Genomic DNA, 21,986 nt, shown 5'->3' on the forward strand with positions numbered 1-21,986 from the left:
CTTTTCTATTTACTTAAAATTATTTTAGTAATATGAGCTATTCGTAATTTAAAATTTTGCTTATATTGAGTGATAGAAAAAATAAAACCACTCCTTTAAAGAAATGGTTTTATCTAGAAAATATAAATTATTTTTTAGTAAGCTTAATAAGTATTTTTTATTTAAAATTTTAGTACAAACATGTATTTCTTTATTTATAAATTTTACAAAATTTATGCATTGGCAAAAGTGTATATGGCATTAACCCTTGCTATATATAGATTTTCATCACTACAACCAATATATTTAGCATACTTTTCAATCTTCTCTCTTGCATTTTCAGCATCACTTTCATCGCTCTCTACTAGTTCATTTATATAAAGGTCCATTAAAGAAGCCTTATATTCTTTTATATTATATCCTAAAAATTCAGTTAATCTTTCAATCTCCTTACTAAAATCTCCATCTTCCTTTACCAAAAACTCGTATACATCTTCTCTATATGGATTTAATGTTATTATTTGTTTTACAACCTTACACTCATCTGCTTTTCCAATAAAACCATCTTTGTAATTATTAAACAAGGCATTAGATTTTTTTATAGATTCTTCATCAATATAAGAATGGACTTCACTGACTCTATTTTCTATAAGCGCATCTATTACAGCATAATGAATTTTGAAACAATCATTATACAAATAATTGCTCATTTTTTTTACTGTAGATTCTATTTCTAAAAAATTTGCATGATTATTTTTTTTATTCTTATTTGGTATGATAAAAGTTTTATTTAAGTTATTAAAAAGCCTTTTAAAATCTAAATATTTTTCACAATAAACACTTTTAAAGGTATCAATATCTATAGTTATAATTCCAAAACTCACTATAGTCTCGATTCCTTTCTTAAAAGATTCCTCTATATATTTTTCTCCTAGATTTAGACCTCTATCTGATATTTGTTTTAGATTTTGAAAATTATTTAAACAATCTCTCTCAAAGTTTTTAGAAATTTCTAAAGCATACAATTTAAAAATTTTTCTTATCTTATTATAATTATTTTTTGTATCATCAAACCTGATAATAGCTCCATTTACATCAAATGTAATCATTGAGTTTTAACCTCCCCCATTAGTTTCATCAATAAAATAAATTTAATATAAACTTTATAATCATAATATTAAACTTATTTCTACTATAATTATTAATTTGATGATGAAAGCCATTTTCCTTCTAAATAAAAAATTTGTCTAAAGTTTTTAAAAAAATTAGACAAACTTTAAGTTTTTAATCTCTAAATTACTCCAAATACACCAAATAATATTGGTATAAATATGGCTGGTAATAGATTTGCTACTTTTATATTTGTTAGCTTAAGTACATTTAAACCAAGTCCTATAATTAATAAACTTCCTGCAGCTGTCATTTCTGTAACTACAGGGTCACTTAAAAATCCATTTAAAAATGATGCCCCTAAACATATAATACCTTCATATAAAAATACAGATACAGCAGAAAACATTACACCTATACCTAAAGAAGCTGTAAATATAACAGAAGCTATCCCATCTATTACTGATTTTACAAATAAAGTATCATGGCTTCCTGTAAGTCCACTTTCTAACGAACCAACTACTGCCATAGCCCCTATACAAAATAACAAACTAGATGATATAAAACCTTCAGCAATAGAATCCTTTTTATTGCCTTTAGAAAACCTACTCTGCAAAAATGCACCTAATTTATTTACCCATTTATCAATATCTATTAACTCTCCTATTAAAGCTCCTAAAGCTATAGATATTATTGTCACTAGTGTATTCTTTCCCTCTAGTGCTCCTGATATCCCTATATATAATACACATAGGGCAATTCCATTCATTATAGTATCACTTACTCTTTGAGGTAAACCACCTTTGATTATAAGACCTACTATACACCCACCTGCGATTGCTAGACTATTTGCTATTACTCCAAACATTTTTTCTCCCCTCGATTAGTTAATTAAATTTTGCTTAAGTTCATTAAAAACTTAAATGTCAATGATTTGTAGTGGATATTCCAAATATTCCAAAAATTTTTCAAATCCTTTTTTTGATATATTTACAGTTTTAGTATTTATATTTGGATGAAAATTTAAATACTCTTCTTTAATTACATCCTCATCTATGTAAAGCTCTACTTTTCTTTCTGTATCATTTACTAATGAAAAAGGATTTACACTTCCAGGAAGAAGTTTAAGTACATTGTATAATCTTTCAGGCGAAGCAAATGATAACCTAGAACTTCCTATTTTTTCTTTAACTGAATTTAAATCAACATGTTTATCCCCTCTAACTACAATTAGATAGTATTTGTTTCCTTTAGCATTTCTTAAAAATAAATTTTTACACTGACATCCTTTTGTTATATCATTTAAAATTACTAACTGCTCTGCTGTATATACAGCTTCATGTTCTACTACCTCATATTTAATATTTAACTTATCTAAAATATTGTATATTTTAGTTTCATTTAAATTTACTTCAGTTGCATCTGATAATTCTGTTATTTTATCTTTTACATCACTCATCATGCTATATTCTCCTTTAATACTTTGTATATTACACTTCTCCTGTTTTATAGTAAATATTATTCTACTATGGCTATTGCTCTTACTGGAGCACCATCAGCGTCATTATACTTAAATGGAGCTGCTATAAATAGAAATCTTTCTGGCACAGCTTCTAAATTTGTAAGATTCTCTATTATTATTTTACCTTTTTCAAATAAAATGTGATGTACCTTAAAAGCTGATGTGTTGTATCTATCTACAGATAACATATCAATTCCTATTCCCTTTAGATTACTATCAGCTATATAGTTTGCAGCCTCTTCTGTTAATGTAGGATAACCTACATAATATTGCTTTTTATCCCAAAACTTTGACCAACCTGATTTAAATATTATAAACTCACTACTTTTTATTTCATCTTCATATTTTTTTAGATATTCTAATTCTATGTTTTTGCTTCCTTGCTCAAGTTCTAATACATAAGCCTTACCGACAAAATTTTCTATATCCAATGTATCTAAGGATTCACCTTTAGTATACATATGTTTTGGTGAATCCATATGAGTTCCATTGTGAGAAAATACACTGATTAATGTTTCTTGATATCCATTTTCTTCAATAATAGCTACTTTTTTTATATCTGGTCTATTAGTCTCTGCATATACAGGCATATCATTATGTGTCACATGAGTTAAATCAAAAACCTTCATTTTTTATACCCCCTATGTTTTATTTTCTATTATATACCTAAATTCACTTTATTTCTATTGGATTTTATCCTATTATTGCCAAATTAGTATATACTTTTTATAAAATTTAATGGATTCACAGAAAAATCTTGAAAAGAATTATCAGTAAATATAACATCTTCTCCTAAAAAACGCTTATATCTTCTTTCTTCTTTTTTTAAAGTAATCCTTTGTTTTTGTGAATGATTATTAAACACCATTATTTTAAGAGGTGTTTTTCCACCATTTGTTTGTACTCTTTTTAACATATATTTTATATGCATATCAGCCTCTGGAAATGAATACCCACAAAATACCAGAAGGTCAGCCTCTCTCAAAGTTTTTTCTGTCTCATTCCAAACATTACTTAAAAATATATTTGACATATTCTTAAAATATGTTGGTGGAACTATGATTGGTTCTGTCAGTTCTCCACACTCCAAACATTTTGTTTCTGAACTATTTTCAATTAGTTTCATAACACCACCTTCATGTGGTGTAAGAGTTAAACTGTTGCAAATAGGACAGTAAAGCCAGTTCAATGAACCATGTATCTTATAGAGTTTAATTAATGGTTCTTTTGGTTTTCTCCAGTTTAATTCTTCCTTAAAATTAGTAAATTCTACACCATAATCAAGCATAATAGGCAAATCATTTTTATCTCTTAAGCCAGTAACTGTATTGTCTATATGTATATCATAATTTGCACTAATAAAAGTTGTATCAAGGAGTAAATCATTTTGTAAAAGATTTTCAACTAAAAGTTTGTGATATTTATTATCTGTTCTAGGTGTATTATGAATTGCTTCAGCCATCAATAGTATTAAATACTGTCTTAAAAAACGTATACTATCACTTCTATTATTTAAATTTTCAAGTCCAAAATTTCTAAAGGCTTCTCTTCTTTGTTCTGCTAAATCTAAAAGCCCTAAAACTTCTTCAAATGTTGGAAAATTTGCATTATCTAGATTATCTTTTCTTATGTCAATATTAAACATTTGTTTAAAAAAGGCATACAATTCTCTATTCATATCAGTATCATAATTTTTAGGTTTTAATTTCTTAAAGTATTCACTAAATAATTCATTTTGAATGGGTAAATTTTCTGCAGCTGAAGCTCCTGCTCCCAAAAATATAGCTATTTTCATATAATTCCTCCTATATAAACATTACTATTATTTTTTATATCTATTAAATATTTATCTTATTAACTTATTTAATAATACAACAATAAAGCTGTCTTTTACTAGAAAAAATCCTATTACAAGACAGCTTTATATTTATATTTAAATCTTTAATAATTCATAAATAGAAAGAGCATATATTTGAGCAGCTTTTACAATATCCTCTACTATCAAATGTTCATTAGCTTGATGCTCAGTTTCTGGTTTCCCTGGGAAAATAGCTCCAAAGGCAACACAATTGTCTAAAGCTCTTGCATAAGTTGCTCCTCCAGATGAAAGAGGTGTTCCATCAAGACCAGTTTCCTCTTCATATACTTTTCTCAATGTTTTAACAAGAAGTGTATCTTCTGGAACATAAATTGAATCTAAGAAATCATATTCTTTATAATCTAAATTATATTTATCTGTTATTTTCTTTAGTTCTTTTACAAAATCATCTTTTTTATATGTTACAGGAATTCTTACATCAATTCCAGCAAATTCTTTTTTACTATCAATAGTTACTTTACCTATATTTACTGTTAATTTTCCTGATACATCATCCTTGCAATTAGGAACTATATTGTTTCCATTAGCATCTTCACCAATAACTTCTGCTAAAAACTTAATTATATTAGAATCTATTCCTATATTATTAAGAGCTATACAAAGTCTAGCTACTGCATTTATACCAGTATCACTAGCTGCTGAATGAACACTTTTTCCTATTATACATATTTTATTGCCTTCAACAGTGTATTCAAAACCTAATTTATCTAATTCTTTTTTTAACTTATCAGAATATTTTCCAATATAAACTGCTTTTCCTGGAACTGCATTTAAAGCCTTCCCAACTGATAATTCTATATCACTTTTACTCTCACATGTTAAATGAACTTGTAAAAGACCTTTTTCTGCATTTGTTATTGGAAATCTAGAATCAGGAGTAAATCCATAGTCTGGTACTTCTTCATTATTTTCTTTGTATTTATTTATACATCTCCAAAGATTTTCTTCATCAGCTCCAAAAATGAATCTTATTCTCTTATTTAAATCTATATTTAAATCCATAAGAGCTTTTACTGCATAAATTGCTGATATTGTAGGTCCTTTATCATCTTGTGTTCCTCTTCCATATAACTTACCATCTTCTAAAACACCTTCAAATGGTGGATAATTCCAGCTTTCTAAGTCACCTTCTGGAACTACATCAACATGACCAAGTATACCTATCATTTTTTCACCTTGTCCTATTTCTGCATAGCCATAATATCCATCTTTATATACTGTTTTAAACCCTAAAGATTTACATAAGTCTAAAATACCTCTTAAAGCCTTATCTATATTTTCTCCAAATGGGAAATTTTTAGTTGGCTCAGATATAACACTAGGTATTTTTACACTTTCTTGTATTGAAGAAATCATTTCATCTTGTAGAGAACTTACTTTTTCTTTAATTTGTTCTTTCATAATTATCACCCTTCAATTCTCATCATAATATACTAGTAAATATTTTGACCTTTTAAAAGAAAAATATGCTTACTTTTTTAGTTTTTTTATAAATTCAATTGCTTTTAAAGTACCCATTTTAGAGTGGTCAAATGTAAGCCCTCCTTGGAAGTAAACATTATAAGGAGGTCTTATTGGAGCATCTGCACTTAGTTCTATAGAAGAACCTTGTATAAATGCTCCTGCTGCCATTATAACTTCACTTTCATATCCAGGCATATCCCAAGGTACAGGTTTAACATAAGAATCAACTGGAGCAGCTTCTTGTATTCCTTGGCAAAAACTTATGACTTCATCTGCATTATTAAGTCTAATACACTGAATAATATCACTTCTTAAATCATCATGTTTTGGCAATACATCATATCCTAATTTTTCAAAAGCTCTTGAACAAAATATAGCTCCCATCACAGCTTGAGATACTACATAGGGTGCTAGGAAAAATCCTTGAAGAACATTTCTAGTAGTTCCAAAAGTAAGACCACATTCTTTACCTATTCCAGGAGAAGTCATTCTATATGATATAAGCTCAATTAAATCTTTTCTACCAGCTATATACCCACCTGTTAATGCAAGTCCACCTCCAGGATTTTTTATTAGAGAACCAGCCATAACATCTGCTCCAACATCAGTTGGCTCTTTAGTATCTAGAAACTCACCATAACAGTTATCAACCATTACTATAACTTCTGGTTTAACAGATTTTATTACATCAATGGCTTCTTTTATATCACTAATTGAAAGTGATTTTCTCCAAGAATACCCTTTTGACCTTTGTATCATAACAAGTTTAGTTTTATCATTTATTTTTCTTTTAATTCCTTCTAAATCCAAATTTCCATCTTCTAAAAAATCTACATCATCATATGTAACACCATATTCTTTTAAAGAGCCTTTTTCTTCTCTTATACCTATAACACCCTCTAAAGTATCGTATGGTCTTCCAGTAACAGATAGAATTTCATCTCCTGGTCTGACTATTCCTTGTATACATAAAGTGAGTGCGTGTGTTCCATTTACAATTATTGGTCTTACAAGAGCATCTTCTGTATTAAAAACTTTTGAATAAATTTCCTCTACTTTTTCACGTCCAATATCATTATATCCATATCCTGTAGTCCAATTAAAATGCATGTCACTTAATTTAGATTCTTGCATAGCTTTTAAAACTTTATATTGATTGTATTCTCTTATTTCTTTTATTTCCTCAAACTTATATTTTATATCTTCCATTATTTCTTGTGATAATTTAAAAGTATCATCATCTATACCATAGTAACCTTTCAATAATTCTTTTGTCTCATTAAGCATTTTATCACCTGTCTCTTTGTTATTTTATTTAAACATATCAAAGGAGACTATTTTACTAAAACAAATAAATTGTAGTTTATAAGTTAGCATAAGTCTCCTTTTAATTATCTTAAATTAAATTAGTTATCTATTGTTATTGTTGTTATTATTTTGATTTTGATTAGTTAAATTAATATATTTACCAGGTTGTATAGTCGAAACAGCATGTTTATAAATCATGTTTTGTTGTCTATTGTCCCCTTCTATCAATATTATATAACTGTCAAATCCTTTTACAAGCCCTTTGACTTGAACTCCATTGACTAAATATATAGTAACAGGTATCCTTTCTTTCCTAGCATTATTTAAAAACAAATCTTGTAAATTTAAAACTGTATTTTTCATTAGATTTGTACCCTCCCAAGATTAAATTGAACATCTAAAATATTCCTATCTTATATTCTATATAAGTTATGATAAATTTTCAATATGAAGTTGTATACTTAAAAATTTATATATATTATTTTATAGAATTTTTAATATATATAATTATTTCATTTTTTAATAAATCTATATCTTCATATTTATCCAAATCAAACCATTTTGCTGTTTCATATCTTTTAAACCAAGTTATCTGACGTTTTGCATACCTTCTAGAATCCCTTTTTATTATTTCAATGGCCTCTTCATATGTATATTCTCCATCTAGATACTTCAACATCTCTTTGTATCCTATACCTTGCATTGATATCATATCTTTTTTAAATCCCATATTTAGGAGTTTTTTAACTTCTTCAACTAAACCACTCTCTATCATGATATCGACTCTCATATTTATTCTTTCATACAAATGCTCTCTATCTCTATTCAAAACTATTATTATAGGTTGATAATCGTCATTAAATTTTAAGTCACTTGAAAAATCATTCATTTTATTACCACTTAAACAAACTTCAAGTGCTCTTATAACTCTCTTTGTATTGTTTTTATGAATTCTATCAGCAGCTTCTTCATCAAGTAATTTTAATCTATCATGCATGTAATCTATTCCATTCTCAAGAAGTTGTTTTTGAAGTTCTTTTCTTAATTCATTATTAGCATCAGATTTTGCAAAATCCATATTGTATATTAAAGAATTGAGATAAAGACCTGTTCCTCCAGTCACTAAAACACACTTTCCCTTTTGATTTATTTCAGATATATATTTTTTTGCCCTTTGTTGAAATTCTGAAACTGAAAATGGATAGTCAGGTTTAACCTCATCTATAAGATAATGCTTTACTCCTTGCATTTCCTCAGATGTAACTTTTGCACTTCCAATATCCATATATTTATATATTTGCATAGAATCTGCTGAAATTATCTCTGCATCCATATCTTTTGCTAACTTTATTGACAAATCAGTCTTTCCAACAGCAGTTGGACCTGTAAGTATTATAAGTGGTATTTTTTTCATAACATTCCTTTCCATATATTTTAAATATCCAAAATATTTTACATAATTCTTTTAAACATTTTTTCTATTTCGGTCTTAGAAATTTCAACCATTATAGGTCTGCCATGAGGACACGTAAATGGATTCTCACAATTTTCTAATTGTTCCAATAAGCTTTTTATCTCAATATCATATATTTTATCATTTGCTTTTATAGCAGACCTACATGCCATAGATGCAAATCTCTCACCTTTTAAATCATAATTACTTGTAATCTCATCTATATTATCAATTATTTGAAGTATAAACTTTTCAGTTTCTGGAATTCCAAATATAGTTGGAACACATCTTATCATTACATGATTGTTGCCAAAAACTTCTAATTCGAAACCAAATTTCATAAATAACTCTAAATTATTTTCAATTTGAAGCATATCTACATTTGATACTTCAAGAATTACTGGGTCTAAAAGTATTTGCATATTGATATCTTGTCTATAGAACTTATCCATATATCTCTCATACAAAACTCTTTCATGTGCAGCATGTTGGTCTAACAAATACATAGAATCATCTTTACTTAGAATTATATAAGTATTAAATACGACTCCAATTACAGAATATCCATATAAAGAAAATCTTTGTTTTGAATTAGTTAAATATTCCTCTTGGCTGTCTTTAATACTTCTTTCTAAATAATTACTATCTTCATTTTTAGAACTATCAATTTGTTTAGGCCTATCAACTTGAAATTCTTCTTGTATATTGTCATTTACAACCTCTTCTTCTAAAGAGCCCGTATTTTTTAATTCATTTTCTATATTTGCATTTAAAACTTCGCTTACAGAAGGAAATTCGTCTATTGGTTTTTCACTTGATAAACTTACAACTTCAATGAATTCATCTTTCTCTTTAGTTGTATTATTATTTTTTGAATTAGCTTCAATGAAGTTCTTATTTTTAAATTCATAATCTGTACTTTTTTCTCTACTATTGATAGCAATTCGAGGCTGCGTTTTTTTATCATTATATGTAGCATACTTTCCAATAAGGTTAGAATGTATTAATTTAACTTTTAAAAAATCTCTTAGCTCTATATACACTTCTTGTTCTTTTTCAAATTTAACTTCAAGCTTATTAGGATGTATATTTACATCAATACCTGCTGGGTCTACTTCTATATTTAAAAAACAAACAGCATGCTTACCTATTGGAATTATAGACTTATAACTTTCAGTTATTGCATCTATAATTATTTTACTTTTTACAAATCTTTTATTTATATAGATATGTTGCAAGTTTTTATTGGAACGATAGATGTTATTATTTCCTATATATCCATCAATTTTAAAGTGATTGCATTTAAATTCTATATTTATTAGGTTTTCCGTTATTTCTTTTCCATATATACTCCTAATAGTATTTATGAGCTTTCCATCACCTGGTGTATTTAACATTTGTTTATTATTATTTGTATATTTAAATTGGATATTAGGATTGCCTATTGCAAGCTTATTTATCAAATCACTTATGTTTATGGTTTCAGCATGGGTAGATTTCAAAAATTTCTGTCTTGCTGGTGTATTAAAGAAAATCTCTTTTATAATGATTGTTGTACCATTAGTGGAACCAATTGGCTCCTTTGAAACTATTTTTCCACCTTCTACAAATATTTTAGTTCCAACCATTTCATCCTTGGTTTTAGTAATCATTTCTAATTTTGATATAGCTGAAATAGATGCTAATGCTTCTCCTCTAAATCCAAGAGAGTACAAATCATATAAATCATCAATTTTTTTAATTTTACTAGTAGCATGTCTTAAAAATGATTTCTCAACTTCGCTTGAAGGTATTCCTATTCCATTATCTGTGATTTTAATTAAGGTTTTTCCTCCATCAATGATATCTATAGAAATCTTATTTGCACCTGCATCAATAGAATTCTCAATTAATTCTTTTAATGCAGAAGACGGTCTTTCTACTACTTCTCCTGCTGCTATTTTATTTATAGTCAAATCATCTAGGATGTTAATTATATTTTTCATTTTTACACCTCTAAGATTTTATTTCTTTTGCTTTTTTTTGAAGATTGTAAAGAGAATTTATAGCATCTAATGGAGTCATATTTAAAATATCTAAGTTTAAAATTTCTTCTGACAATATATCTCTCTTTACACTATCAAAAGATATTTGAGTTAGTGCTAATTCCTTTACAGAATCTTCTTTATCAATTTCTTCTTTACTATCCTTTTTCTTCATTGAAATAACTTCATCGTTTAACGTTTTAAACTTAGAATTTAGTTTATCATAATCCTTTTTCATGTGTTTATAATCTTTTACTATAAGCTCATGCTCTATTTTTAGAGATTCGTATTTATTTTTAAAATTGCTCTGATTTACCTTAAGTAGTTCTTCATCTAAATCATTATTAATCACAATAGTTTTTTCTTTATCTCCATTTATTGCTACACTGTTATAAACGTGATTTTTTTCTAAATCCTTAAGTATATATTTTGCTCTATCTATGACTTCATCTGGCAATTTAGCTAATTTAGCAACATAGATTCCATAACTCTTATCTGCACCTTGAGGAATTATTTTTCTTAAAAATATTATTCCCTCTCCATCTTCTTTAACTGCTATTGAATAATTTTTAACCTCTTTAAATTCTTCTTCTAAATCAGTAAGTTCATGATAATGTGTTGCAAATAGTGTCTTACATCTAATATTCTTTTGAATATATTCTACTATTGACCATGCTAAACTTATACCATCATAAGTACTAGTTCCACGTCCTATTTCATCTAAAATAACTAAGCTTCTTTCAGTAGCATTTTTTAATATAAGAGATACCTCATTCATCTCTACCATAAAAGTAGATTGTCCTTGAGATAAATCATCACTAGCCCCTACTCTTGTAAATATTCTATCTAATATCGGTACATTAGCATATTCTGCTGGAACAAAAGAACCTATATGTGCCATAAGTGCTATTATAGCAGTTTGTCTCATATATGTTGACTTACCAGACATATTAGGTCCAGTTATTATGTTAATGATGTTTTCTCCACGATTTAAATATGTATCATTTGGAACAAAATTTTCTTCACCTACTATATTTTCAACAACTGGATGTCTACCATTTCTTATATCGAGTTTATTATTTTCGTTTATCTGTGGTTTTATATAGTTGTTTATGTGAGCAACTGTTGCCAAAGATACAAAAACGTCTATATTAGCTATAATCTTAGCTACTTTTTGTATTCTGTCTATATTTTTATATATAGTATCTCTTATACTTACAAATATCTCATATTCTAGAGATTTAATTTTCTCTTCAGCATGTAGTATCTTTTCTTCTATTTCTTTTAACTCTGGAGTTATATATCTTTCTGCATTACTAAGTGTCTGCTTTCTTATATATGTCTCATCTAGTTTTGCTTGTTTAAAGTTAGCCTTTGTTATTTCTATATAATATCCAAATACTTTATTAAATCCTATTTTTAATGATTTAACTCCTGTCTTTTCTCTTTCTCTATTTTCTATTTCTTTTATAAGAAAAGCACCATTTTTAGAAATATCCCTCAATTCTTTAAGTTCATCACTAAAATCAGACTTAATTATATTCCCATCTTTTATAGTTATTGTAGGGTCTTCCAAAATGGCTTCATCTATTAAACTGTATATATCGTCCAACTTGTCCATTTCTGATACATACTCTTTTAATCTATTTGCATTTGATAAGTCTATTGTGTCTTTTAGATTTGGTAATTTTTCTACTGAATTTTTTAAGTGAACTAATTCTTTTGGTGTTACTCTTTCAAATGCTATTTTCCCACATATTCTTTCTATATCATATATATTTTTAAGTATATCATTTAAATCTTCTCTTAGTATAAAATCATCTTTTATTTCTTCTATTACATTTAATCTATTTTCAATTTTAGGTTTATTTATCAGAGGCTCTTCTACATATTTTCTTAGAAGTCTTCCTCCCATTGCAGTAGATGTTTTGTCTAAAACATGTAATAGTGAACCTTTCTTTTTATTTCCTCTTATAGTCTGAGTAAGTTCTAAATTAGTTCTAGTAAACATATCTAAGACCATATACTCTGATGAATTGTATATATTTATATTATTAATATTGGATGTTATCTGCTTTTGAGTGTTATATATATAGTTTAGAAGAATTGATAAACTAGATTTTATAAGACCCTTATCATCAAACTTTAATTTTTGTAGATAAACCTCTGGAAAATACTCTTTTAATATATTTATATCTAAATAGTTGTCGCTAAAACTTTCATTTATGTATATGTTGCTTACAGTAGCTATATCTCTAAGTTTTTCTATAAAATTCAAATCATTTATAATTATTTCTGTAGGATGAATTTTTGCAATTTCTTCTATTACTTTATCTTCATTCAGACAAGTTGCATTAGCTTCTCCTGTACTTATATCTACATAAGTTAAACCTATATTGGCGTCATCTTTATATAAAGATAATAAATAATTATTCTTTTTATTTTCAAGTAAATTTCCATCTAGAACTGTTCCAGGAGTAATAACTCTTATTACCTCTCTCCTAACAATTCCTTTTGCAGTAGATGGGTCTTCCATTTGCTCACCTATTGCTACTTTATATCCATTTTCTACTAACTTTGATATATATGAATTGGCTGAGTGAAATGGTACTCCACACATAGGAGCACGTTCTTCTAAACCACAGGCTTTCCCTGTTAATGCTATTTCAAGAGCTTTTGAAGCTACTAATGCATCTTCAAAAAACATTTCATAAAAATCTCCCAATCTAAAAAACAGTATACAATCTTTATATCTATTTTTTACTTCAAGATACTGTTTCATCATAGGAGTTAATTTATTCATATCTATTTGCATTATTAAACCTCCTTCTTTTCTAATTAAATATTATATCATAGTACTTGATTATTATTAACATAATATATAAAATTTTGACGTATAACTAAAAAACAATCCAAAATGCTGATTGCACTTTGGATTGTTAAGTTTAATAATCACTAGGTAAAAACGTATAGAATTTTATAATAAAGATATTATCTCTTTTTTCAGTTTAATAACATACTCAAGATTATCTTCATTTATATTTCTATTATCTATGATAAATTCTTTTTTTACTATTGATGGTTTTTTTGAAATAACATAAATTCTATTTGATAGCATTATAGCTTCATCAATATCATGAGTTATAAGAAGTATCGTTGAATTTACTTTTTTCTTAACTTCTAAAAGCCATTTTTGCATAGATGTTTTAGTTAATGAATCGAGTGCACCAAAAGGTTCATCTAAAAGCATTATGTCATTAGAATTTATAAAAGTTCTCAAAAAATTAGCTCTTTGTCTCATACCTCCAGAAAGCTCTGATGGATATTTATACTCATACCCTTCCAAACCAAAAACCTCAAAGTAGTGTTTTACCATAGACCTAGCTTTGCTCTTTTTTTCTTTTTTTAGTACCAATGGAAGAGACACATTATCTATTATAGTTTTATATGGTAAAAGTAAATCTTTTTGATACATGTAGCTATAATTACCGTTTATGTTTACCATACCACTATTATAGTCTGTCAATTGAGTTATAATATTAAAGATAGTACTTTTTCCACATCCGCTTGGTCCCAATATAGAAACAAATTCGCCTTCATAAACATCAATACTTATATCTTTTAAAACATCTACATCTTTATATGTCTTTGATACATTTTTTATAGATATTTTTGCCTTTTTATTGTGGTAAGAATTCATTTGTGTAAGCATCACTTGCCTTCATATCCTTATCTATTAATTTATATTCTTTTAAGAATGATGTATAGTTATTCCATACACTATCTTTCATTTCTCCCCATCTTAGTGCATCATCTTTATATTTACTTGCTAAATATTCTTGACTCTTTATTGCTAGTTTTTCATCTACCTCAGGAGCATGCTTTACTAAAATTTTTGCAGCATCTTCAGGATTTTTTATTGCATACTCATAACCTTTTGTTGTAGCTTTTAAGAATTTCTTAGCAAGTTCTGGGTTGTCTTTAAGTACAGTCTCATTAGAAATTATAAGTGGTGTATAATAATCTAATCTTTCATCTAGGTCTTTTACTGGTATAAAGTTTAAATCATAATCAATTAAATTAGCTTTAACTACATCCCAACCTTCAAATATCCATGCAAAATCTACAGTTTTCATAGCTGCAAAGAAATCATCTTGACCAGTATTAACTATCTTTAATTTATTAAAGTCAGCTCCATTTTTATTCATAACTGCTTTAAAAACAGCTTCTTCTGATGGAGAACCCCAACCTCCATAAGTTTTTCCTTCAAAATCTTTTGCTGTAGTTATGTTTTTTTCTTTTGGAGATGCAAATCCAGAAGTATTGTGTTGTATAACAGTAGCTACAGCTTTTATTGGAAGTGGGTCTTCACTAGTTTTTGCGTAAGTAACTTGCTCTTGATAACTTATACCAAAGTCAGCCTTTCCTGTTGCTACTAAAGTCTCAGCTCCACTTTCAGGTGGTTGTACTATTTCAACATCCAAGCCTTCTTCTTTATAATAACCTTTATCAAGCGCCACAAATAATCCAGTATGATTAGTATTTGGTGTCCAATCAAGTACAACAGTCACTTTTTTAGAAGAAGTATCTTTACTATTTTTTTTGTCTTTATCACTATTATTTCCAGAAGAACATCCAGTTATTGTTGCTAATGTAAGAGCACTTACTAAACCTAATATTCCTAATTTTTTGAAATTCATAATATCCTCCCTCAAGTACATTTAATCTTCTAATCTATGTTTTATAACAACTTTTTTTATAGCTTGTACAATTCCTACAAATATTAAGCTAAATATAACTACTAATATAGTAGATGCAAATACTTTATCAAGTGCATATGCACTTTTTGACCTTAGCATATAAACACCAAGACCTTTAGTTCCACCTAACCACTCTGCAACAGTTGCTGCCATTACAGCATAAGTAGAAGATATTTTAAGTCCAGAAAAAAATTTATCCATTGACATAGGAAATTTGAGATGAATAAAAGTATTAATCTTATTTGAATTCATAGTCTTAAACAAATTTAAATAATCTTTATCAATATTCTCAATACCATCTACAAAACTTATTAATATAGGGAAAAAACACGTAAGTGTTACCATCAATATTTTTGGCATTGTTCCAAAGCCAAACCAAATCATAAAAAGTGGAGCTATTATTATTGTAGGTATCATTTGAGTCACTAACATAATAGGATAAAGACATTTTTTTATTATCAATACAAAATCCATTAATATTCCAATTATTAAAGATATTATTATTGCAACTATAAAGCCAAATATTGCTTCTCCTATAGTAACCATGGCATGCATGGATAAATTTTGATAATCTTTAAAAAATACATTAATTATATCTATTGGTGTAGGCAGTATATATTGAGGAACTCTTAAAACTTCTACCACAGATTGCCAAAAAATAAGTATAAACAAAAATGTTGCTATTGGATATATACTATTTTTGACTTTATCTATGATTTCTAAGTTTATCATCTATAGTTAAACCTCCAGCTTTTTCATCTACTCTAGCTACTGTTATAACTCTTTCACATCCAAGATTAAAAGGGATTTTATGTACTTTTTTTAGCAGTTCAAAAACTTCATCAAAATCACCTTCAACAGTAGTACTCATTGCTCCTATTTCACATTTAAGACCACTGTTTTCAATTTCTGCTATACAAGCATCTACTACTTTATACATTTCTTCTTCACCTTTGTAAGGTCTTAGTGGCATTACTGCTATGTCTGCAATTACCATTTAAATCACTCCTTTTAAAATAATTAATACCTACTAGGTATATTTTGTTTTTTATTAAAATATTTTATAGATAAAAACATAGTATATTTAAATAAAATAAAAGTCTTATCCAAAATAGGATAAGACTTATTTTTATCTTTACTGGTCTCCCTACACTGGCATTATCCAAACAGGTTCAAAGGGTCGAGATAAAATCTCCTCTCAGCATATTAGCTCCCCGAAATATATTATATCTTTTCTACTTGATTATACTACACTTATCATATTTTAACAAATTTTTTATTTATATCATATATTTTATTTGTATTAAAATTTACAAAACTATTATAGTAGTTTATGATTTATTGTCTTTATTCCCACTAATTTTTTAAAATTTCAATAACCATCTTTTATTTACTATAGCTTTATTCTGTTAATGCTATTATTTTTGATATAATAGATTTTTATACACATATATTTATTATCTATACTCTTTTTAATATATTGAACACTTCCTGTTGATTAATTTTGTGATACTTCATCAATATAATTCAAATAAATTAATAATATAACTTTACAGTTCCTTTTACACAACAAGCTTTATTACATAATTTACTTGTATGTTTTATTTTTAAAGGACAAAATAACTTTTATATTTAATTTTTTTAGTTTATATATTGAAAAATAAAACGTTTTCCTGTAATATTATAATCGTAGAATAAAACTAACTAGGCAAAACTAGAGAAATTTAGTGACGCAAAGCTATAGGGACTAACACTTATAAAATAAGTTATGTCAGCCAGTTGCCAAAAAGATATTTTCTTTTTGTTTTTTATGAAAGTTTTTTAGGGGGATAAATAATATATGTTTATGAATAAAATAGATAGATGTACACATATACTAACTGCCTATATATGTAGTTCATATGACTACTGTAATTTTATAGATACGCAGTTAAACGATTTTATACTAGAGTATGGTGAAAATGTTGTGGAATCTTGTTTACATCAAGTGATGGTATTGGTAAGTAAGTATAATTAAATGGATTTTATTTTCTAGAAAACCCTTTTTAGTTTTATCTACATTTTAAATGTATTATTGATATAAAATTGATAAAAAAAGATAGCAAATGAAAAAATTCTAATATAACTTTATACAGTTATATGTTCAAAATGACGTTGATAAAAAATCAGCAAATAAAAATAAAGTAGAACCACTAGAAAAACTTTTCAATTCATTAGGTAGAAAAGATTGGTAATTAGTTCATATACATTTGATTGAAGGTTTAGCCGTTTTTAAAAGAGAAACTTGAACTAGTTTCTAAAAATTTATTTAACTTATTTAAAAATATCTAGTAAAAAGCCCTTAGAACGTATTTATTTGGATTCTAAGGGCTTTTCTTTTGTTCTAAATATGTAACAACAGTCCATAAAACTAAATTTAACTACTGATTGTTATTTATATACTAATTGAATGTCATATCCTTCACTATTTTTCTTTACTTCAAATTTGTCATTCTTTTTAGGTAGTATCTCTAGTACACCATCTTGATATTTAGATTTATCTACTTTTAAACCTATCCCAAAGTCTTTTCCCTTAAAACAAGCATATGAGGAAACCTTTTTACCATTCATAAATACCATCTTAATTCTATTATCATTTTCTATATCTGCAAGATTTTTCCATTTATAACCAACTATATTGTACATCTTTTCAACACTAATATCATTGCTAAATAAATAAGCTCTGTCCCATTTGAATTTACTTAATGACGACAAATTCACTTCGCTCTTTTTATCATTTAGCTCAGATAAATTTGTTATCAAATCACCAAAATTTTCTAAGCTTTTATCTTCTTCTATCTTAGTTAACTTTGAATATTTATCTTGTACTTTCCAAGTATTATTACCTTTTTCTAATTCAAATGTTATTTTTGATATACAAGAGTTATGACTGCCTGGTTGTGTAACTATCACATTTTCACCTTTATTATTTGTATAATCATGTTGTTCAATTTCCTTATGAGTATGCCCTGCTACTATCGCATCAATTCCATCAACTTCTTTAGCTAGTTCTTGTATTCTATTACCTGGATTTTTAGGCTTTTTAGGTTTTTCTCCACTATGTACTACGGCTAATAGTATATCTGGATTTTCTTTTTCTTTTATTTCCTTCACCCATTTTTTAGCATCATCTATCATATCATTCATATATAAATCCTGGTATGTAGCCATATCTTTTAAATCTCTGGACTTAGCCTTAATTTTATTTTCGTTTTCATCAAAATCCCATCCTTCTCCGACTTCTTTGATTGTAAGACCAAGTATACCAAGCTTAACTTCACCATATTTTGTTTCAATTGTATTTATTGTGTAAGGTTTAACATAACTTGAACTGTTACTATTATATGTATTTGCAGATAAAACTTCTATATTTTCACTATTAAATTCATTTATCATTTTATCTAAATTTTTTTTAGAGCTAGAAACAAACTCATGATTACCAAGCACTACTGCATCATATTTAACTTCACTCATTTGTCTAACTATAGGTACTTCTTTTTTAATTACTTCATCTTTTTCGTAAGCATCTCGAGCCTCACTAAGATATTGCTCCATTGCTCCTAAACCATCCGAATCATAAAAATCTCCTGCATCTACTAATGTTATATTAGAGTCTTTTTTTCTTTCTTCGTTTATTTTTTCAGCTACATTATAGGTAACTTCTCCATGTAAGTCTGTAGTTGCTAATATATTGATTTCAGTGATTTTATCATTTTTAGAATTAGTGCAACCTGTCAATATCATTAGAATTGAGATTAAACATAAACTTAATACTTTGGCTTTACTTTTAAAATTCATTTTATCCCCCTATAAAACTTGATATACATAAAGTATAGCAGTTAAACTAACAAACTAATTTACACCAAAATATATATTAGCGTAATTAATAAGCTAATTTATTCTCAATAAATCTCTAAATGTATTATTTAAAATTTACATTACTCATCTGTATTAACCTGTCCTAAGTATTTAAAATTAGAATTCTTATTTTCAATAGTTAATTGTTTTGGTAATGAATAAATTAATGATTTAGAATCAATTATATCTATTTTAAAATATGTAATCAATGATAATAAACATAAAATTAATGCCATTAAATTTCCTGTTTTATTTTTTTCATTAAACATATTAGATACTCTTTTTTTTATATCTGATTTCTTATGCAGTCCAGCTACAAATTTATTTGAAGAATTTAAATCTTTTTTCATTGCACCTATAATAGTCAAAGCATACTCTTTTTTATCTTCTATACTACGATTTTTTAAAACTCTTTCATCACAATAAAGTTCACAATCTAAATCTATAACTTTATCCATAATGTACATAAAAGGATTAAACCAATATACTATTTTTAAGAATAATACTAAATATTTAATATAAATGTCTTTACTCTTAAAATGCATAAGTTCATGTCTAAATATCCATTCAAGTTCTTTTAATTTATAATCATATGGTGGTAAAAGAACACAGAAATTAAAAAATGACGGAGTTTCAACTTCATGAGAATATTTAATCTTTACATTTTTATTTATATTAAGCTCTTTTAATAAACTATCATAAAGATTGTTTATGTCTTCATCATCAACATCATAGGACAAATCCTCTATCAGATTTTTAAGCTTAATATATTTCCATAAAGTAGAAATCAAATAAAATATCGTAACAGTAATCCAAATAGACACTAAAATAATAGTACACAAAGTAGAAATATTGTTAAAACCTTCTAAATTTACCTTATTAATATTGTGTTGATATTTCAATTCATTAAATGCAAAAGTATAATATGTAAATGGTAATAATAGTTTTATAATGACAATAAACCATATATAATAGTTAAATTTTCTACTGAAAGTTTTAAAAATAGTCATTCTAAAAACTAATAAGAGAACTATAAATAAACTACTTACTAAAACGGTTCTAAAAAAATCGTTTAAAATTGAAATCATAAATTTTCACCCCCTTATTCTAGAGTGAATTGTGGAATATTAAAAAAACAAGCACCAATATAAAAATAGCAACAGGACTATGTCTTTCTTAATACAAAGAATTCCTTCATGACACCAGTTAAAAATTCCAATATCTTTTGACAGTTGACATACTTAAATTTAATTAAATAGGATAATGACTTTTAGGTATAGCTTTTCTTTTATCTCTTTTAAGACATAATCGAGTCATCTTCTATTATCAATAAGCATAGTTGGTTTTAATTTTATTCCATCCGAATCTTTTTTTATAAAAATTTAAATACTTCTTTTGTATAATTTTGATTGTAACATAGAGCATGACATAATACCACAAGAGCTATTATATAAATAAAGAATACTCAAATATTTTTCATAATTATGCTACAATTGTTAAATGATACAAAAATAGTAATAAAAGACTATAAGGATTGTTACAAAGATTTATTCTACATTTGACAGAAAGACACCCAAATATTAGAATTAAAGAAACATATGATTTCTTCATTTTTGGCGGATAAAGCCTATACAAAATAAACTATACAGAATCTAAGGAGATTATTTAAATGAATAAAAAATTAATTGGAATTTTGGCTGGGATGGGCCCAAGGTCAACAGCGCCATTTGTTGATTTAATTATTGATGAATGTCAGTCTCAGTATGGAGCGAGATACGATGAAGAGTTTCCTGAAATTATGATATATTCCTTACCTACTCCATTTTATATTGACCGCGCAATAAATCATGAACTTATGAAAAAAACTATCATTAAGGGTCTAAAAAAACTTGAATCAATTGGAACAAACTTTATTGCGATGCCGTGCAATTCAGCTCATATATATTTTGAAGAATTGAAAGAATCAATAGGTATTCTATTATTAAATATTGTAGAAGAAACTATTAAATATTTACCTGCTACGCCACAAAAAGTAACTCTACTTTCAACAAGTTCAACATTTGAATCTACAATTTATCAAAAAGGTATAACAAAAGCTGGTCATGAATTTATATTTAAAGAAGAATGGCAAAAAAAGATAAATGCTCTTATACAAAACATAAAAACAGATAAGAATAATCCACAAAATATCAATATTTGGAATGAACTTCTAGAAAGTATAAAATTTGAATCTATTGAAAATATAGTGATTGCTTGCACTGATTTAAATGTTGTCTTGGAAAAGATACAACCATCAATTAACATTATTGATTCGTCAAAATGTTTAGCAGAGTCAGTTATTAAGAAATATTTAGAGTTAGAAAAATAGAATTTACTCTATTTTTAATTTATAAATATTTTAGATAAATTATTCATAAAAAAGTAAAGAAGTAAGATTATCTTACCACTTTACTTTTTTATAAATACTCACTTTTTTATTTTTGATGATGATTCTAAAATAAAATTCACCTTAATGAGATTGTAAAAATAAAAAAATGAATATCAGTTAAAATAGAAATATATTTTTCAATTAAAGGTCACAAAATTATTT

Annotated in this window: 19 protein-coding genes and 2 riboswitches; of the genes, 2 read left to right on the forward strand and 17 right to left on the reverse strand. The window is 26.7% G+C overall.

Annotated features, from left to right (window positions below; genetic code table 11):
- Window positions 1–212: 212 nt before the first annotated feature.
- From IC218_RS05030 to IC218_RS05100, 15 genes are all read right to left on the reverse strand, one after another.
- A complete protein-coding gene (locus tag IC218_RS05030; protein WP_227823948.1) occupies window positions 213–1,088 on the reverse strand; it encodes a kinase in 876 nt (291 codons plus the stop codon).
- A gap of 182 nt (window positions 1,089–1,270) precedes the next feature.
- Window positions 1,271–1,957: a DUF554 domain-containing protein gene (locus IC218_RS05035; RefSeq protein WP_227435139.1), complete on the reverse strand. Its 687-nt coding sequence runs from the start codon at window positions 1,955–1,957 to the stop codon at window positions 1,271–1,273.
- Between the two features lie 51 nt (window positions 1,958–2,008).
- On the reverse strand, window positions 2,009–2,548 hold the full coding sequence (locus IC218_RS05040) for a prolyl-tRNA synthetase associated domain-containing protein (RefSeq protein WP_227435138.1): 540 nt from the start codon (window positions 2,546–2,548) through the stop codon (window positions 2,009–2,011).
- A gap of 59 nt (window positions 2,549–2,607) precedes the next feature.
- On the reverse strand, window positions 2,608–3,240 hold the full coding sequence (locus IC218_RS05045) for a cyclase family protein (protein WP_227823949.1): 633 nt from the start codon (window positions 3,238–3,240) through the stop codon (window positions 2,608–2,610).
- Window positions 3,241–3,323: 83 nt separating this feature from the next.
- Entirely contained in the window at window positions 3,324–4,406 is a 1,083-nt protein-coding gene (locus IC218_RS05050) for an SIR2 family protein (protein ID WP_227823950.1), read from the reverse strand.
- Window positions 4,407–4,544: 138 nt separating this feature from the next.
- Entirely contained in the window at window positions 4,545–5,891 is a 1,347-nt protein-coding gene (locus IC218_RS05055; protein ID WP_227435135.1) for a M20 family metallopeptidase, read from the reverse strand.
- Window positions 5,892–5,960: 69 nt separating this feature from the next.
- Window positions 5,961–7,241, reverse strand: a complete 1,281-nt coding sequence (locus IC218_RS05060) for an aminotransferase class I/II-fold pyridoxal phosphate-dependent enzyme (protein ID WP_227823951.1) — start codon at window positions 7,239–7,241, stop codon at window positions 5,961–5,963.
- A 123-nt stretch (window positions 7,242–7,364) separates the two neighbouring features.
- Window positions 7,365–7,625: an RNA chaperone Hfq gene (hfq, locus tag IC218_RS05065; RefSeq protein ID WP_003428780.1), complete on the reverse strand. Its 261-nt coding sequence runs from the start codon at window positions 7,623–7,625 to the stop codon at window positions 7,365–7,367.
- 115 nt (window positions 7,626–7,740) lie between these two features.
- Entirely contained in the window at window positions 7,741–8,676 is a 936-nt protein-coding gene (gene miaA / locus IC218_RS05070) for a tRNA (adenosine(37)-N6)-dimethylallyltransferase MiaA (RefSeq protein ID WP_227823952.1), read from the reverse strand.
- Between the two features lie 38 nt (window positions 8,677–8,714).
- Window positions 8,715–10,700, reverse strand: a complete 1,986-nt coding sequence (mutL, locus tag IC218_RS05075) for a DNA mismatch repair endonuclease MutL (protein ID WP_227823953.1) — start codon at window positions 10,698–10,700, stop codon at window positions 8,715–8,717.
- Between the two features lie 10 nt (window positions 10,701–10,710).
- Window positions 10,711–13,554, reverse strand: a complete 2,844-nt coding sequence (gene mutS / locus IC218_RS05080; RefSeq protein ID WP_227823954.1) for a DNA mismatch repair protein MutS — start codon at window positions 13,552–13,554, stop codon at window positions 10,711–10,713.
- A 162-nt stretch (window positions 13,555–13,716) separates the two neighbouring features.
- A complete protein-coding gene (locus tag IC218_RS05085) occupies window positions 13,717–14,451 on the reverse strand; it encodes an ABC transporter ATP-binding protein (protein ID WP_227823955.1) in 735 nt (244 codons plus the stop codon).
- A complete protein-coding gene (locus tag IC218_RS05090; protein WP_227823956.1) occupies window positions 14,420–15,439 on the reverse strand; it encodes an ABC transporter substrate-binding protein in 1,020 nt (339 codons plus the stop codon). Before IC218_RS05090 ends, IC218_RS05085 begins: the two co-directional genes overlap by 32 nt.
- Window positions 15,440–15,460: 21 nt before the next feature.
- Window positions 15,461–16,231 (reverse strand): ABC transporter permease, encoded by a 771-nt coding sequence (locus tag IC218_RS05095; protein ID WP_227435129.1) that lies wholly within the window; start codon window positions 16,229–16,231, stop codon window positions 15,461–15,463.
- A complete protein-coding gene (locus IC218_RS05100) occupies window positions 16,206–16,496 on the reverse strand; it encodes an MTH1187 family thiamine-binding protein (RefSeq protein ID WP_227435128.1) in 291 nt (96 codons plus the stop codon). Before IC218_RS05100 ends, IC218_RS05095 begins: the two co-directional genes overlap by 26 nt.
- 130 nt (window positions 16,497–16,626) lie before the next feature.
- A riboswitch (TPP riboswitch) is annotated at window positions 16,627–16,726 on the reverse strand.
- A 470-nt stretch (window positions 16,727–17,196) separates the two neighbouring features.
- Window positions 17,197–17,286: riboswitch (cyclic di-GMP riboswitch) on the forward strand.
- Window positions 17,287–17,339: 53 nt separating this feature from the next.
- Between IC218_RS05100 and IC218_RS05105 the strand changes: the two genes are divergently transcribed.
- Window positions 17,340–17,516, forward strand: a complete 177-nt coding sequence (locus IC218_RS05105) for a hypothetical protein (protein WP_227435127.1) — start codon at window positions 17,340–17,342, stop codon at window positions 17,514–17,516.
- 413 nt (window positions 17,517–17,929) lie between these two features.
- Here the strand turns inward: IC218_RS05105 and IC218_RS05110 are convergent, their stop codons facing one another.
- Window positions 17,930–19,336: a metallophosphoesterase gene (locus IC218_RS05110; RefSeq protein ID WP_227482630.1), complete on the reverse strand. Its 1,407-nt coding sequence runs from the start codon at window positions 19,334–19,336 to the stop codon at window positions 17,930–17,932.
- A 140-nt stretch (window positions 19,337–19,476) separates the two neighbouring features.
- Entirely contained in the window at window positions 19,477–20,484 is a 1,008-nt protein-coding gene (locus tag IC218_RS05115; protein ID WP_227823957.1) for a M56 family metallopeptidase, read from the reverse strand.
- A 581-nt stretch (window positions 20,485–21,065) separates the two neighbouring features.
- On the opposite strand from IC218_RS05115, the gene IC218_RS05120 reads away from it, so the two are divergent.
- Window positions 21,066–21,764 (forward strand): aspartate/glutamate racemase family protein, encoded by a 699-nt coding sequence (locus IC218_RS05120; RefSeq protein ID WP_227823958.1) that lies wholly within the window; start codon window positions 21,066–21,068, stop codon window positions 21,762–21,764.
- Window positions 21,765–21,986: the final 222 nt, after the last annotated feature.

Source organism: Clostridioides sp. ES-S-0005-03 (assembly GCF_020658455.1).
Classification (GTDB): domain Bacteria; phylum Bacillota; class Clostridia; order Peptostreptococcales; family Peptostreptococcaceae; genus Clostridioides.